Here is a 13,737-nt window from a genome sequence, read left to right on the forward strand (position 1 = left end):
CGGCCGGACGGTCAACTGGTTATGGCGCAAACCAGGTTTCTGTCACTCGGCCGCCTCGGCGTAGCTTTCGACGGGCGGACAGATGCAGACCAGGTGGCGGTCCCCATAGACGTTGTCGACACGGCCCACCGGCGGCCAGTACTTGTCGACCCGGAAGGCACCCGGCGGGAAGCAGCCCTGTTCACGCGAATAGGGGCGGTCCCAGTCGCCGATCAACGCGTTCACCGTGTGGGGGGCGTGCTTCAGCGGGTTGTTTTCGCGATCGATCTCGCCCGCCTCGACGGCCGCGATCTCGTCCCGGATCGAGAGCATCGCGGTCACGAAGCGGTCCAGCTCGGCCTTGGTCTCGGATTCCGTCGGCTCCACCATCAGCGTCCCGGCAACCGGCCAGCTCATCGTGGGGGCGTGGAAGCCGTTGTCGATCAGGCGCTTGGCGATGTCATCCACGGTGATGCCCGCCGTGTCGGCGAAGGCGCGGGTGTCGAGGATGCATTCATGCGCAACCCGGCCCGCCTTGCCCTTGAAGAGGATCGGGTAGGCGCCTTCCAGGCGCTTGGCGATGTAGTTGGCGTTCAGGATCGCCACCTTGGTTGCCTGGGTCAGCCCCTGCCCGCCCATCATCAGGATATAGGCCCAGCTGATCGGCAGGATCGAGGCCGAACCCCAGGGCGCGGCCGAGACCGGCCCCTCCGACCCGTTCGTCATGGGATGACCGGGCAGATGCGGCGCCAGATGCGCCTTGACCCCGATCGGCCCCATGCCCGGACCGCCGCCGCCATGGGGAATGCAAAAGGTCTTGTGCAGGTTGAGGTGGCTGACATCTCCCCCCAGATCACCCGGCCGCACAAGGCCCACCATGGCGTTCATGTTGGCCCCGTCGATATAGACCTGGCCGCCGTACTCATGGGTGATCTTGCAGACCTCGCGCACGGTCTCCTCGAAGACGCCGTGGGTGGAGGGGTAGGTGATCATGCAGGCGGCAAGGTTCGCGCCCGCGGCCTCGGCCTTGGCGCGGAAATCCGCCACGTCGATGTCGCCGTTTTCCGCCGACTTCACCACCACGACCTTCATACCCGCCATCTGGGCGGAGGCCGGGTTGGTGCCATGCGCCGAAACCGGGATCAGGCAGATGTCGCGATGCCCCTCACCGCGCGCGCGGTGATAGGCCTGGATCGTCAGAAGCCCCGCGTATTCCCCCTGCGCGCCGGAGTTGGGCTGAAGGCTCATCGCGTCATAGCCGGTGATGGTGCAGAGTTTCTCCGACAGGTCGCGGAACAGTTCGGCATAGCCCAGCGCCTGGTCCGAGGGCGCGAAGGGATGGAGGTTGCAGAACTCCGGCCAGGTGATCGGCATCATCTCGGCGGCGGCGTTCAGCTTCATCGTGCAAGAGCCCAGCGGGATCATCGCGCGGTCCAGCGCCAGGTCGCGGTCGGCCAGGCGGCGCATGTAGCGCATCATCTCGGTCTCGGCCCGGTTCATGTGGAAGACCGGGTGGGCGAGGTAATCGCTGTCGCGCAACAGGCCGTCCGGGATGCGATAGCCCGGCGTGACGCGGTCGTCCTTCTGGTCGATGCCGAAGGCGCGCCAGAGCCGCTCGATCGTCTCGGAGCGGGTGGTTTCGTCGAGGGCAACGCCGACCTTGGTCGCGCCGACCTTGCGCAGGTTGATGCGCTCCTTCCGGGCGGCCTTGAGGATGATGCCCTGCATCGGACCGACCTCGACCGTGAACGTGTCGAAGAAGTGCTTCGGCTCGACCTTGTAGCCGGCGCGCTCCAGCCCCGCGACGGTGCGCACGGCCTTGCGGTGGATCCGCTGGCCGATGGCCTTCAACCCCTCAGGCCCGTGATAGACCGCGTAGAAGGAGGCCATGTTGGCCAGAAGCGCCTGCGCCGTGCAGACGTTGGAGGTCGCCTTTTCGCGGCGGATGTGCTGTTCGCGCGTCTGCAGGGACAGCCGGTAGGCCTTGCCACCCTGCGCGTCGATCGAGACGCCGACGATGCGGCCGGGCATCTGGCGCTTGTGGGCGTCCTTGCAGGCCATGTAGGCGGCGGACGGCCCGCCATAGCCCATCGGCACGCCGAAACGCTGGGTCGAACCCACGGCGATATCGGCGCCCATCGCGCCCGGCTCTTTCATGATCGTCAGCGCCATGATGTCGGCGATCACGATGCCGACGGCGTTCGCGGCGTGCAGCTTCGCGATATGGGGCGCGAAATCGGTCAGATGGCCATTGGTGCCGGGATACTGGAAGATCGCGCCGAAGACCTTGTCGGCATCGATCGCCTCCGGGTCGCCGACGATGATCTCGATCCCCATCGGCGCGGCACGGACCTTCATCACCTCGATGTTCTGCGGGTGGCAGTTTTCATCGATGAAGAAGGCCGGGGCCTTCGACTTCGCCACGCGCTGCGCCATGGTCATGGCTTCCGCCGCCGCCGTCGCCTCGTCCAGAAGCGAGGCATTGGCAATTTCAAGCCCCGTCATGTCGCAGACCATGGTCTGGTAGTTCAAGAGCGCCTCAAGCCGGCCCTGGGAAATCTCCGGCTGGTAGGGCGTGTAGGCGGTGTACCAGGCAGGATTTTCCAGGATGTTGCGCTGGATGGCGGGCGGGCAGACGGTGCCGTAGAACCCCTGCCCGATCATCGAGGTGAAGACCTTGTTCTTCTTCGCGACCTGCCGCATGAACCACAGGAGTTCCCGTTCGGACTTGGGCTTACCGAAGTCGAGCGGTGTTTCCTGGCGCAGCGATTGCGGGACGGTCTGATCGATCAGTTCGTCGAGGTCCTTCACCCCCAACACCTGGAACATCTCCTCCATCTCTGCCGGAGAGGGGCCGATGTGGCGGCGGTTGGCAAAGTCATAGGGCCTGTAGTCGGTGGGGGTGAAGGTCATTTCCTTGCGTCCTTATCCGATCATCTCGTTATAGGCGGCCTCGTCCATCATCGCGTCGAGCGCGGACAGATCGGCCACCTTCATCTTGAAAAACCAGGCCTTTCCGCTCGGGTCCTCGTTCACGAGGCCCGGGTTGTCGGCCACCTCGGCGTTGACCTCGACAATTTCCCCGTCCAGCGGCGCGCGGATGTCAGAGGCGGCCTTGACGCTTTCGATCACGCAGATCTCGTCATCCTTCGACACCGAGGTGCCAGGTTCGGGCAGTTCGACGAAGACGACATCGCCCAGCTGCTCGGAGGCGTGGGCCGTGATGCCCACAACGACCACATCGCCATCGACGCGCAGCCATTCGTGATCTTCGGTATATTTCATCGGGGTTTCTCCTGTTGGTCAGCGTTTGTAACGGTTGGGAAGGAAAGGCATGGGCACGATCGCGGCCGGAAGGCGCTTGCCGCGCACATCGCCGTAGACGGTCGCGCCCTCGGCGAGGTTGGAAGGCAGGTAGGCCATCGCCATCGGCCCCTCGATCGACGGGCCGAACCCGCCCGAGGTGATGGTCCCGATGGGCTCGCCCCCCTCGGTCGCGGCAAAGACCTGCGTGCCCTCGCGCATCGGCGCGCGACCCTCGGGCTTCAGCCCGACGCGGCGGCGGGCCGGCCCTTCGGCCAGTTCGCGCAGGATACGCTCCGCCCCGGGGAAGCCGCCAGCCCGCGCGCCGCCGGCGCGCCGAGCCTTCTGGATCGCCCAGGTCAGGTTCGCCTCGACAGGAGAGGTCGTGGTATCGATGTCATGCCCGTAAAGGCACATGCCCGCCTCAAGCCTGAGGGAATCGCGCGCGCCAAGGCCGATGGGCGCGACCTCCTCCATCGCCAGAAGCGCCTCGCAGAAGGCTCGCGCCTGCGCATCGGGGACCGAGATTTCGTAGCCGTCCTCACCCGTGTAGCCCGAGCGCGAGATCCAAAGCTCGCTGCCCTCCCAGGGCAGGATCGCGACCTGCATGAAGCTCATCCCTGCCGCCCCCGGCACCAGCCGCGCCAGCGCCGCCTCCGCCGCCGGGCCTTGCAGGGCGACCAGCGCGCGGTCGGTGATCTCCTCGACCTCGCAGGCGTCGGACAGATGGGCGCGCATGTGGGCCACGTCCTGGCCCTTGCAGGCGGCGTTCACGACGACGAACAGGTGATCGCCGCGGTTGGCGAACATCAGGTCATCGAGGATCCCGCCCGCGTCATTGGTGAAAAGCCCGTAGCGCTGCTTGCCCTCGGCAAGGCCCAGGACATCGACCGGCATCAACTGCTCAAAGGCCAGCGCCGCGTCGGCGACGTTGCCCGACTTCGGCCTGAGGATCACCTGGCCCATATGGCTGACATCGAAAAGCCCGGCCTGCGCGCGGGTATGGAGATGTTCCTTCAGCACACCCATCGGGTATTGCACCGGCATCTCGTAGCCCGCGAAGGGCACCATCTTGCCGCCAAGCGCGATATGCAGATCATAGAGAACCGTGCGTTGCAGGTCGGCCATGCCGCCTCTCCCTCTCGCCGGTTTGCAGGTTCCGGCACCGTTCAGGGCGGACCCATTCCACCCTTGCGATGCCCCCTCTGTCCTTTCGCCTGAGATCGTTATCCCTTCGGCGCCCCCGTTTTCGCGGGGGACTCTCCAGAGTCTTTGGTCATCAGGACGGTCCTTGCGCCTGAGAGTTTACCGGGGCGGTTGCTCCTTCGGCACCGGTCGGGGCCAAGCCCCTGCCGGATTCTCCCGATCCTGACGGCATATCAATAGCCGGGCGACGGGGGGGCTGGCAAGTGTGTATGCAACGGGATACTTTGTTGCGCGGCGCGCTGTCCGGGCGAAATTCCCTTGCGCACCGACCGGAAGGCACGCATCTCTCGGGTCATGGGAACCGACCGCCACCCCGCCTTTTTCGGCTACGGATCGCTTGTGAACCTGGCCACCCACGACCACGCGCCCAATACGCCGGTCAGGCTCGACGGTTGGCGGCGGGTTTGGCGCCAGACGGTGCTGCGGCCCTATGCCTTCCTGTCGGCGGAGCCGGCCCCGGGCGCGATCGACGGAATTGTGGCCGCGGTGCCAGGCCGGAACTGGGCGGCGCTCGACGCGCGCGAGGGCGCCTACCGCCGCCACCGGCTGGGCGCGGGCGCACTCACAGTACCGGAATGGGCCGACACGGTGGAAATCTACGCCATCGACCCCGCCCACCACGCGCCCGACGTGGCGCATCCGATCCTGCTGAGCTATCTCGACGTGGTGGTGCAGGGCTTCCTGCACCAGTTCGGCGCAGAGGGCGCGCGCCGGTTCTTCGCGACGACGGCGGGCTGGAGCGCGATCCACGACGATCGCGCGGCGCCGCTCTACCCCCGCCATCAGGTCCTGACGGGGGCGGAACGGCGCCTTGTCGATGACTGCCTGGAGGAATGGGGCGTGCAACGCCTGCCGGGCTGAGCGGCCCCTAGCCGCGCAGCGGGAACATCATTTCGTAGATCTGGACATCCGGGGCGCCCACGACCTTGTAGGCGGCGGGGATCGTTCGCGCCATCTCGCTCTGGCGGAACTCCGCGATCGCCTCGGCCGAGTCCCACAGGTAAAAGCCGCCATAGTGGTTGGGCTTGGTCGATTTCAGGTAGAACTTCTGCACCAGCGAGGGCAGCGCGCGAAACGCAGGGGCGCGCTCATGTGCGACCTGGAGGGCCTCGCGCTCGGTGAGGGTCGTTTCGAACTGGACGAATTGAGCGAACATCTTCTTCTCCTGTCTGCGGTGGGGTCCGGATCGGGTCATCCGATCTGGGTTCAGAGTGCCCTGTTCATTTCCGCAATGAAATTCGCTAATCTTGAAAGATATACTTGCAAAAACGGACAGGTGAGATGTCGTCGGACACGGGTGCGCCCTCTTCACGGCTCGACTGGAACGACCTAGAACTGATCCTCGCGATCTGCCGGGCGGAAAGCCTTTCAGGCGCGGCGCGGATACTTGGCCAGACCCATTCGACGATCTTCCGCCGGATCAACGCCGCCGAGGCCCGCACCGGGGTGCGCTTCTTCGACCGCTTCCCGCACGGCTACGTCATGACCGACGCCGGCCGCGCCGCGATGGCCCATGCGGAGCGGATCGAGAACGAGGTACACGCGCTTGGCCGCGAGATCCTGGGGCGCGACGAAAGCCTGAGCGGGCGCATCCGAATGACCTGCCCCGAATCCTTCGCCGAGGAACATGCCCCCGGTATCCTCGCCCGGTTCTGCCACAAGCACCCGGACATCCAGATCGACCTTGCCCCCGGCCATGGCGCTGCAGACCTGAACCGGCGCGAGGCCGAGGTGGCGATACGCGCGACCCGCGCGGCACCCGACAGCGCCTTCGGCCGCAAGATCTGCGAATTTCGCTTCGCGCTCTATTCCAGCCCCGATTACCTCGCGCGCGAGGGGCACAAGACCCTGCCAGAGCACAACTTCTGCCTGATCGAAGGGACAATGGGCTGGCTCGTGCCGCGGGTGTGGAAAACGCCCGAGCAGGGCGACCAGCGCACCGTGTTCCAATGCCGTGCGTCGCGCGCGGTTCAGAACGCGGCGGCGGAGGGCCTGGGGTTGACCCTCCTGCCCTGCTACGTAGGCGATGCCGACGACCGGCTTCTGCGGGTGTCCGATCCGATCGCCTGGCTCGACCTCGACCTATGGGTGCTGACACACCGGGACCTGACCAACACCGCGCGGGTGCGGGCGCTGATGACCCACCTTTACGGGGAGTTGAGCGCCCGCGCCTACTATTTCGGCGGCGACATGAAGCAGACCCACAAGGTGAACTACCTCAGGCGCGGCGCCTGAGGCGGCCTAGCCCCGCCTAGCCCCGCGCGCGGATCTTTTGCAGAAGCGGCATCAGATCGGCCATCTCGGGCCCGTGCGCCTGTCCGGTCAGGGCAAGGCGAAGCGGCATGAAAAGGCCCTTGCCCTTGCGCCCGGTCTTTTCCTTGACCGCGCCGGTCCATTCGGCCCAGGTCGCCTCGGTGAACGGCGGTTCAGGCAGCAGCGCCATCGCTTGCGCGACGAACTCCGCGTCCTCGGGGGCGATCACAGGCTCCGCACCGTCGCGGCACAGATCCCACCATCCCGCCAGATCGTCGAGCTTGGTGATGTTCTTCGACGCCACCGCCCAGAAGCGTTCGGCCTTGTCCGCCGGAACGCCCAGGGCCGCAATCCGGTCCTTGACCGCCTCGTAGGGCAGCGCCTGGTTGCGGGCGCGGGTCAGTGGCCAGAGGTCCTCGGCGTCGAACTTGGTCGGCGCGGCGCCGAATTGCGACAGGTCGAACCCCTCGGCGATTTCATCCAGCGACATCTTCAACTCGACCGGCTGGGACGATCCAAGCCGCGCCATCAGACTCAACAGCGCCTCTTTCGCGACGCCCTGCGCACGCAGGTCGCGCAAGGACAGCGTGCCGAGGCGTTTCGACAGCCCCTCACCCTGCGGGCCGGTCAGCAGCGAGTGGTGCGCGAAGGCGGGCGGCGTGCCGCCGATGGCCTGCATGATCTGGATCTGGGTCGCGGTGTTGGTCACATGGTCCGCGCCGCGCACGATATGGGTGATGCCCATGTCCACGTCATCGACCGACGAGGCGAAGGTATAAAGCACCTGCCCGTCGGCGCGGATCAGGACCGGGTCCGAGACCGAGGCGGTGTCGATCGACACCGCGCCGAGGATCCCGTCCTCCCACTCGGTCCGCTTCTGGTCGAGCAGGAAGCGCCAGTAACCCTCACGCTCGCCGCGAAGACGGGTCTTGTCATCGTCCGACAGCTTCAGCGCCGCACGGTCGTAGACCGGGGGCTTGCCCATGTTCAGAAGCTTCTTGCGCTTCAGGTCCAGTTCGGTCGGCGTCTCGAAGCATTCGTAGAACACGTCCTTCGCCCGCAGCTCCTCGGCCACCGCGGCGTAGCGGTCCAGCCGGTCGGACTGCCGCTCGACCCGGTCCCAGGTGAGGCCCAGCCACTCCAGGTCCTGCTTGATCCCGTCGGCATATTCCTGCTTCGACCGTTCCCGGTCGGTGTCGTCCAGGCGCAGGATGAAGCTGCCGCCGGTCTTGCGGGCGATCAGGTAGTTCATCAGCGCGGTGCGCAGGTTGCCCACGTGGATATAGCCGGTCGGCGAGGGCGCGAAACGGGTGACGGTCATCGGAAAGCCTCCTGTTGGCGCCCCCTCTTTCACAGGACGCGCATTTTGTCCATATGAGGGCGGTTGAAGGAGAGCGGCATGAACGACTGGCTGGGGCGCGCGGCGCCCGACCTCGAGGCGATCGAACTTATGGCCCACGCCACGGTGGCCGATCTGCCCGCGCAGTTCGCGGAGCCCGCGCGCGGCGTGCTGATCCGGGTTGAGGACTTCGCGCCCGAGGAGATCCTGGACGAGATGTCGGTCGAGGACCCGTTCGAACTGACCGGCCTTTATGAAGGCATCCCGATGACCGAGAAGTCGGTGATGGATGTCGTGGACCGGCCCGACACGATCTGGCTGTTCCGACGCCCCATCCTGGATGAATGGGCCGAACGGGGTGACGTCACGCTGGGCCAGATGGTGGCCCATGTCATGATCCACGAACTGGCCCACCATTTCGGCTGGTCGGACGAGGAGATCGCCGAAATCGACCGCTGGTGGGAATAGGGCCGCTTGGCCAGGGGGGCGCTTCGGCCTAGTCTTTGCCCGACGTGACCGGAGCGCCGCCATGATCCACGCCCTTCTTGCCCTGCTGACCTGCCAGCTTGCCGGAGAGGCGATCGGGCGCGCCCTGGCGGTTCCCCTGCCCGGCCCGGTGATCGGGATGCTCATGATGGTGGGCCTGTTCCTGGCCGTGCCCCGGTTCGCCGAATTCATGCGCCCCACGACGCAAGGCATCCTTGGGAACCTTTCGCTGCTCTTCGTGCCGGCGGGCGTGGGCGTGGTCGGCCATATCTCAACCCTTGGGGCGCAGGCGGTATCGCTGCTGATCGCGGTGGTGGTCTCGACCGTGCTCTCCATCGCGGTGGGCGCCGGGGTCTTCGTGGCCGTGGCGCGGCTGACGGGGGCCGGGGATGAGTGAGCTTGCCGCATTCTGGAGCTATCTGTCCGAAGGCCCGCTCCTTTGGCTCGCGCTAACGCTGGCGGCCTATGTCGTGGGCGACGCCTGTTTCCGCTGGTCGGGGCGCAAGCCTTGGGTCAACTCCGTCCTGATCGCGGTCGCGATCCTGGCGGCGATCCTCTGGGGCACGGGCACCCCCTACGGCACCTATTTCGAGGGGGCGCAGTTCGTTCACTTCCTGCTGGGCCCCGCGACGGTGGCCCTGTCGCTGCCGCTTTTCGACAACCTCAACCGGCTTCGGCGCGCGACGCTGCCAGTGGTCGCGGCGCTGATCGCGGGCTCCGCCACCGCCACGGGTTCCGCGGTGGCCATTGCCTGGGCCCTGGGCGCGGGACCGACCCAGCTTGCCTCCATCGCGCCGAAATCGGCCACCGCCCCCGTCGCCATCGGCATCGCCGAGCGCGTGGGTGGCGCGCCGACGCTGACGGCCGTGCTCGTCATCCTGACGGGGATCGTGGGCGCGGTGGCCGCAACGCCCCTGCTCGACGCGCTCGGCATCCGCGACTGGCGGGCGCGGGGGCTGGCCGTCGGCATCGCGAGCCACGGGATCGGCACCGCGCGCGCCTTTCAGGTCAACACCACGGCCGGCGCCTTCGCCGGGCTTGGCATGGCGCTGAACGCCATCGCCACGGCCTTCGTCGCGCCCCTGGTGCTTTGGCTGTTCCTCTGATCCCCCGGCGTGACACGGCATTGTGAACCGCCATCGCCACCAAGCGCCCTAGACTGCCCCGATCAGAAGAACATGGGGAGAGAAACATGACCGTCAGGACCGGACTGTCCCGCCGTCAGGCGCTGCTTTCCGCTGCGGCCCTGCCGCTGGCCGCCGCCCTTCCCGGCCGCGCCTCGGCCGGGGCCGAAAAGCAGGGGATGAGCGTGCCGACCTTCAAACGCTTCACGCTGGGCGAGTTTGAGGTAACGACGCTTCTGGCCGGAACCCGCGCGGTCGAAAACCCCCATGACATCTTCGGCCTGAACGTCGGCGCCGAGGAGTTCGCCGCCGCCTCCGACGCGGCCTTCCTTCCGTCCGATGTCGTGCAATTCTTCTTCACGCCCACGCTGGTGAACACGGGCGGATCGCTGATCCTGTTCGATACCGGCCTGAACCCGGAGGGCATCACCACCGCCCTTGCCGCCGCGGGCCATAGCCCCGACCAGATCGACACGGTCGTGATCACCCACATGCATGGCGACCATATCGGCGGGCTGATGGGCGAGGGCGGCGCGACCTTCGCCAATGCTTCCTTTGTGACCGGGGCCACCGAGCACAACCACTGGATGGGCGCGGGCAATGAAACCTTCGACGCCAAGGTCCGCCCGCTGAACGAGCGTTTCAGCTTCCTCGACGACGGCGGCCAGGTCGCCCCCGGCGTGACCGCGCTCGCGGCGCATGGCCATACGCCCGGGCACATGGCCTATCGCATCGAAAGCGGCGGCAAGGCGCTGATCGTGATCGCGGACGCGGCAAACCACCCCGTCTGGTCGCTGGCCCGCCCCGACTGGGAGGTGAAGTTCGACATGGACAAGGCCATGGCGGCGGCCACCCGCAAGAGCCTTTTCGGCATGATCGCCGCCGATCGACTGCCCTTCATCGGTTACCACATGCCCTTCCCCGCCACAGGCTTCATCGAGGCGGCGGGCGAGGGTTTTCGTTATGTACCCACCTCCTACCAGCTGATGCTGGGCTGAAGTGCGCCCGGCCACCCTTGGCCGGGCCGCATGTTCGCGGCACACTGGCAGCGGTTCCTCGGAGTCCCGCCCTTGACGCCAATCGTGACGCTGACCCTGAACCCGGCCCTCGACCTTGCGGTGGAGACCAGGCGCGTCCTGCCCGGGCCGAAGCTGCGCTGCACCGCGCCGCGCATCGATCCCGGTGGCGGCGGGGTCAATGTATCCCGCGTCGTGGCCCGACTGGGGGGCGAGACGCTTGCCCTGGTCGCGGTGGGCGGCGGCAACGGCGCCCGGCTTTGTGCCGCACTTGCGACCGAGAATGTGCCGTTCCGCCCCCTGCCCTCGCCGGGCGAGACCCGCGAAGGCCTGACGGTCACGGAGCGGAGCACGGGCGAGCAGTACCGCTTCGCCCTGCCCGGCCCCAAGTGGCGCGCCAGCGATGTCGCCAGCGCGCTGCGGAGTACCGTTCAGGCCGTGGCGCGCGGGCAGTTCCTCGTCATGTCGGGAAGCCTGCCGCCGGGCGTCCCGGCCGATGTCGCAGCGCGCCTTGCACGCCGGATCGCGCGGGCGGGCGGGCGCATGGGCGCCGACACTTCCGGTGCCGCGCTGGCGGAGCTTGCCGGGGGGCCATCGGGGCTTGACCTTCTCAGGATGAACGGGGCGGAGGCCGAAGAGCTTGCCGGCCATCCGCTGCCCCTAGCGGCGGACAGCGCCGACTTTGCGCAGGCACTTGTGCACCGGGGTGTGGCGCGGCTGGTGATCGTGGCGCGCGGCGCGGAAGGGTCGGTGCTGGCCAGTCCCGAAGGGCGCTTCCTCGCCCGCGCGGCGGAGGTGCCGGTCAAGAGCCGCATCGGCGCCGGCGACAGTTTCATGGGGGCGATGGTGCTTGCCCTGGCGCGCGGCCTGCGGCCCGAACGCGCGCTTCAAGAAGGCACCGCCGCCGCCTGCGCTGCCGTCATGACCGACGCCACAGAGCTTTGCCGCGCGCGCGAGGCCCGACGCCTGATCCGGGATTGCCCGGTCCAGCCGGTGTGACGGCGATGGCGGGACGTATCCACATCATCCATCGCGCTCCGGAGCCGCCTCGGCCTGGCCGGTCCCGGTGCCTTGCAGCCGTTCTGATCCTTGGCCTCGGATCGGCCCCTGCCCTTGCGGCGCCGCTCGACTACCGGCTCGATGCCGAAGGGTCGGTGGTCGGCTTCGAGGTGACCATGAACGAGGGGCTTATCCGCGGCACGATGCCGGTCGCAGCGGCCGAGATCACGCTCGATTTCGAAAATGCCGCGAACAGCCACGCCGAGGTGGTGCTGGACGCCTCGGGCGCGCGGGCGAACCTGCCCTTCGCGACACTGGCGATGAAAAGCGGCAACGTGCTCGACACCGCCGAGTTCCCGACGATCACCTTCCAAGGCGCGCAGTTTCGCCGCGACGGCGATGCCGCGAGCGTCACCGGAACCGTCACGCTGCGCGGCCAGAGCCGGCCAATGACGCTTGCCGCGCAGATCTTCCGCCCGCAGGGCACGCCGGCGGGCTACCGGGACCGCCTCGCGGTACAGCTCACCGGCACGCTGAGACGGTCGGACTTCGGGGCCACAGGTTTTGCCGACCAGGTGGGCGACGAGGTGCGGCTGAAGATCCTCGCCCGTCTGGTCCTGGGGCCCTAGTTTCAGCGGCGGCCGTTTTTGCTCTGGGCTTTCCTTGCGGCAGGCGACAAGGTGTCGGCGTTTGCCAGAGCCCCGACGATGCGCCTTCTGATCTCTTTCGCCGCCCTCTTCCTCTCCGTCTTCCTGCTGCAGCTCGGCACCGGGTCGGTTGCCCCCTTGGACGCGATTTCCGGTGTGCAACTGGGGTTCACGAAGTCCGAGATCGGGACGATGGGTTCGGCCCATTTCCTGGGCTTCTTCATCGGCTGCTGGTGGGCGCCGCGGCTCATGGGGGCGGTCGGGCATTCGCGCGCCTTCGCGGCCTTCACCGCCTCGGGGACGATCGGGGTCATCGCCCATATGATGATCGTCGATCCGGTCGCCTGGGCCGGGCTGAGGATGCTTTCGGGTCTTTGCGTCGCCGGGGCCTATACGGTGATCGAGGCCTGGCTTCAGGCCAAGGTGACCAACGCGACGCGTGGACGGGCGATGGGTGTCTACCGGGTTGTTGATACCGGCGGGTCGCTCGCCGCCCAACTGGTGATCGGCGTGCTGACGCCCGCGGCCTATTTTTCCTACAACATGCTGGCGCTGCTGTGCTGCGCGGCGCTTTTTCCGATGCTGGTGTCGAAGGCGGAGGAGCCGGCCATGAACGCCGCCCCGCGTCTGCGGCCATGGCTGGCCTGGCAGCGGTCGCCGCTGGGCGCGCTGGGGGTTGTCGTCTCGGGCGTGACCTCGGCCGCGTTCCGGATGGTGGGGCCGGTTTACGGGATCGAGGTGGGGCTGACCCAGGACACGATCGCGATCTTTCTTGCGGCCTTCGTGATCGGCGGTGTGGTGGTGCAGTTTCCGCTGGGCTGGCTGGCGGACCGCTACGACCGCCGCCATGTCCTGATCGGCCTCTCCGCCGCTGCGATCCTGTCCTGCGGGGTCACGATCGGGGTCGAGGGGCTGGGCGATGCCGCGGTCTTCGCCGCCGCCGCCTTCTTTGGTGCGACAACCCTGCCGATCTATTCACTTTCGACCGCGCATGCGCATGACTTCGGACAGGACGACGAGCGGGTGGAGCTTTCCGCGGCGCTCATGTTCCTTTATGCGGTCGGCGCCATCGCTTCGCCCCTGGCGGCCTCCTGGCTCATCGAGGCACATGGGCCCTCGGCGATGTTCATCTTCCTTTCGGTGATCCATCTGCTCCTGATCGGCTTCGGCGTCGTCAGGATGCGCGCGCGCCCCTCGGTCGGCCCGCGCACCCCCTACATCTTCACGCCGCGCACCTCCTTCATCGCGGGGCGCCTGTTCCGGCGGTCGCGGCGGGACGGCTAGCACGCGCCCGCCGCGACCCGTGCCGGGGGGCCGTCTGCCCCCCGCACCCCCCGAGGATATTTGCGAAAAGAAGAAGAGGGGGTGGTGGGCACGGTCCCGTG

The 13,737-nt window shown here is 67.5% G+C and carries 14 protein-coding genes and 1 riboswitch; of the genes, 9 read left to right on the top strand and 5 right to left on the bottom strand.

The features are described 5' to 3' along the window. Positions 1-42: 42 nt before the first annotated feature. From gcvP to gcvT, 3 genes are read right to left on the bottom strand one after another with little or no spacing between them, the layout of a single operon-like run. Positions 43-2,892, bottom strand: a complete 2,850-nt coding sequence (gene gcvP / locus OE647_RS09770) for an aminomethyl-transferring glycine dehydrogenase (protein ID WP_263721546.1) — start codon at positions 2,890-2,892, stop codon at positions 43-45. Between the two features lie 12 nt (positions 2,893-2,904). Next, complete coding sequence (gcvH, locus tag OE647_RS09775; protein ID WP_263721547.1) at positions 2,905-3,264, bottom strand: glycine cleavage system protein GcvH; 360 nt, start codon at positions 3,262-3,264, stop codon at positions 2,905-2,907. An 18-nt stretch (positions 3,265-3,282) separates the two neighbouring features. After that, entirely contained in the window at positions 3,283-4,410 is a 1,128-nt protein-coding gene (gene gcvT, locus OE647_RS09780) for a glycine cleavage system aminomethyltransferase GcvT (protein ID WP_263721548.1), read from the bottom strand. A gap of 148 nt (positions 4,411-4,558) precedes the next feature. Next, positions 4,559-4,657: riboswitch (glycine riboswitch) on the bottom strand. A gap of 125 nt (positions 4,658-4,782) precedes the next feature. Between gcvT and OE647_RS09785 the strand changes: the two genes are divergently transcribed. After that, positions 4,783-5,349: a gamma-glutamylcyclotransferase family protein gene (locus OE647_RS09785; protein ID WP_412174944.1), complete on the top strand. Its 567-nt coding sequence runs from the start codon at positions 4,783-4,785 to the stop codon at positions 5,347-5,349. 7 nt (positions 5,350-5,356) lie between these two features. Here the strand turns inward: OE647_RS09785 and OE647_RS09790 are convergent, their stop codons facing one another. Next, positions 5,357-5,644 (bottom strand): YdhR family protein, encoded by a 288-nt coding sequence (locus OE647_RS09790; protein ID WP_263721550.1) that lies wholly within the window; start codon positions 5,642-5,644, stop codon positions 5,357-5,359. Positions 5,645-5,769: 125 nt separating this feature from the next. On the opposite strand from OE647_RS09790, the gene OE647_RS09795 reads away from it, so the two are divergent. Then, positions 5,770-6,723, top strand: a complete 954-nt coding sequence (locus OE647_RS09795) for a LysR family transcriptional regulator (protein WP_263721551.1) — start codon at positions 5,770-5,772, stop codon at positions 6,721-6,723. Between the two features lie 16 nt (positions 6,724-6,739). Here OE647_RS09795 and gltX read toward each other — a convergent pair whose 3' ends face one another. Continuing rightward, complete coding sequence (gene gltX / locus OE647_RS09800; RefSeq protein WP_263721552.1) at positions 6,740-8,062, bottom strand: glutamate--tRNA ligase; 1,323 nt, start codon at positions 8,060-8,062, stop codon at positions 6,740-6,742. A 78-nt stretch (positions 8,063-8,140) separates the two neighbouring features. Here gltX and OE647_RS09805 point away from each other — a divergent pair, with 78 nt between their 5' ends. From OE647_RS09805 to OE647_RS09835, 7 genes are all read left to right on the top strand, one after another. Next, a complete protein-coding gene (locus tag OE647_RS09805; protein WP_263721553.1) occupies positions 8,141-8,548 on the top strand; it encodes a metallopeptidase family protein in 408 nt (135 codons plus the stop codon). A gap of 61 nt (positions 8,549-8,609) precedes the next feature. After that, complete coding sequence (locus OE647_RS09810; RefSeq protein ID WP_263721554.1) at positions 8,610-8,963, top strand: CidA/LrgA family protein; 354 nt, start codon at positions 8,610-8,612, stop codon at positions 8,961-8,963. Beyond that, positions 8,956-9,672 (top strand): LrgB family protein, encoded by a 717-nt coding sequence (locus OE647_RS09815; protein WP_263721555.1) that lies wholly within the window; start codon positions 8,956-8,958, stop codon positions 9,670-9,672. Before OE647_RS09810 ends, OE647_RS09815 begins: the two co-directional genes overlap by 8 nt. A gap of 86 nt (positions 9,673-9,758) precedes the next feature. Further along, entirely contained in the window at positions 9,759-10,688 is a 930-nt protein-coding gene (locus OE647_RS09820; RefSeq protein ID WP_263721556.1) for an MBL fold metallo-hydrolase, read from the top strand. Between the two features lie 72 nt (positions 10,689-10,760). Then, positions 10,761-11,705 carry a 1-phosphofructokinase family hexose kinase gene (locus tag OE647_RS09825; protein WP_263721557.1) on the top strand — a complete coding sequence of 315 codons (945 nt, stop codon included), beginning with the start codon at positions 10,761-10,763 and terminating at the stop codon, positions 11,703-11,705. Between the two features lie 5 nt (positions 11,706-11,710). Beyond that, on the top strand, positions 11,711-12,334 hold the full coding sequence (locus OE647_RS09830; protein ID WP_263721558.1) for a YceI family protein: 624 nt from the start codon (positions 11,711-11,713) through the stop codon (positions 12,332-12,334). A gap of 78 nt (positions 12,335-12,412) precedes the next feature. After that, positions 12,413-13,636 (top strand): MFS transporter, encoded by a 1,224-nt coding sequence (locus tag OE647_RS09835; RefSeq protein ID WP_263721559.1) that lies wholly within the window; start codon positions 12,413-12,415, stop codon positions 13,634-13,636. Positions 13,637-13,737 lie beyond the last annotated feature (101 nt).

The organism is Albidovulum sediminicola, from assembly GCF_025751575.1.
Lineage (GTDB): Bacteria > Pseudomonadota > Alphaproteobacteria > Rhodobacterales > Rhodobacteraceae > Albidovulum > Albidovulum sediminicola.

What these genes read in the sequence shown, in the direction of transcription:
- gcvP (WP_263721546.1), bottom strand. Translation starts at nt 2,892, where the DNA reads ATGACCTTCACCCCCACCGACTACAGGCCCTATGACTTTGCCAACCGC.
- gcvH (WP_263721547.1), bottom strand. Translation starts at nt 3,264, where the DNA reads ATGAAATATACCGAAGATCACGAATGGCTGCGCGTCGATGGCGATGTG.
- gcvT (WP_263721548.1), bottom strand. Translation starts at nt 4,410, where the DNA reads ATGGCCGACCTGCAACGCACGGTTCTCTATGATCTGCATATCGCGCTT.
- OE647_RS09785 (WP_412174944.1), top strand. Translation starts at nt 4,783, where the DNA reads ATGGGAACCGACCGCCACCCCGCCTTTTTCGGCTACGGATCGCTTGTG.
- OE647_RS09790 (WP_263721550.1), bottom strand. Translation starts at nt 5,644, where the DNA reads ATGTTCGCTCAATTCGTCCAGTTCGAAACGACCCTCACCGAGCGCGAG.
- OE647_RS09795 (WP_263721551.1), top strand. Translation starts at nt 5,770, where the DNA reads ATGTCGTCGGACACGGGTGCGCCCTCTTCACGGCTCGACTGGAACGAC.
- gltX (WP_263721552.1), bottom strand. Translation starts at nt 8,062, where the DNA reads ATGACCGTCACCCGTTTCGCGCCCTCGCCGACCGGCTATATCCACGTG.
- OE647_RS09805 (WP_263721553.1), top strand. Translation starts at nt 8,141, where the DNA reads ATGAACGACTGGCTGGGGCGCGCGGCGCCCGACCTCGAGGCGATCGAA.
- OE647_RS09810 (WP_263721554.1), top strand. Translation starts at nt 8,610, where the DNA reads ATGATCCACGCCCTTCTTGCCCTGCTGACCTGCCAGCTTGCCGGAGAG.
- OE647_RS09815 (WP_263721555.1), top strand. Translation starts at nt 8,956, where the DNA reads ATGAGTGAGCTTGCCGCATTCTGGAGCTATCTGTCCGAAGGCCCGCTC.
- OE647_RS09820 (WP_263721556.1), top strand. Translation starts at nt 9,759, where the DNA reads ATGACCGTCAGGACCGGACTGTCCCGCCGTCAGGCGCTGCTTTCCGCT.
- OE647_RS09830 (WP_263721558.1), top strand. Translation starts at nt 11,711, where the DNA reads ATGGCGGGACGTATCCACATCATCCATCGCGCTCCGGAGCCGCCTCGG.
- OE647_RS09835 (WP_263721559.1), top strand. Translation starts at nt 12,413, where the DNA reads ATGCGCCTTCTGATCTCTTTCGCCGCCCTCTTCCTCTCCGTCTTCCTG.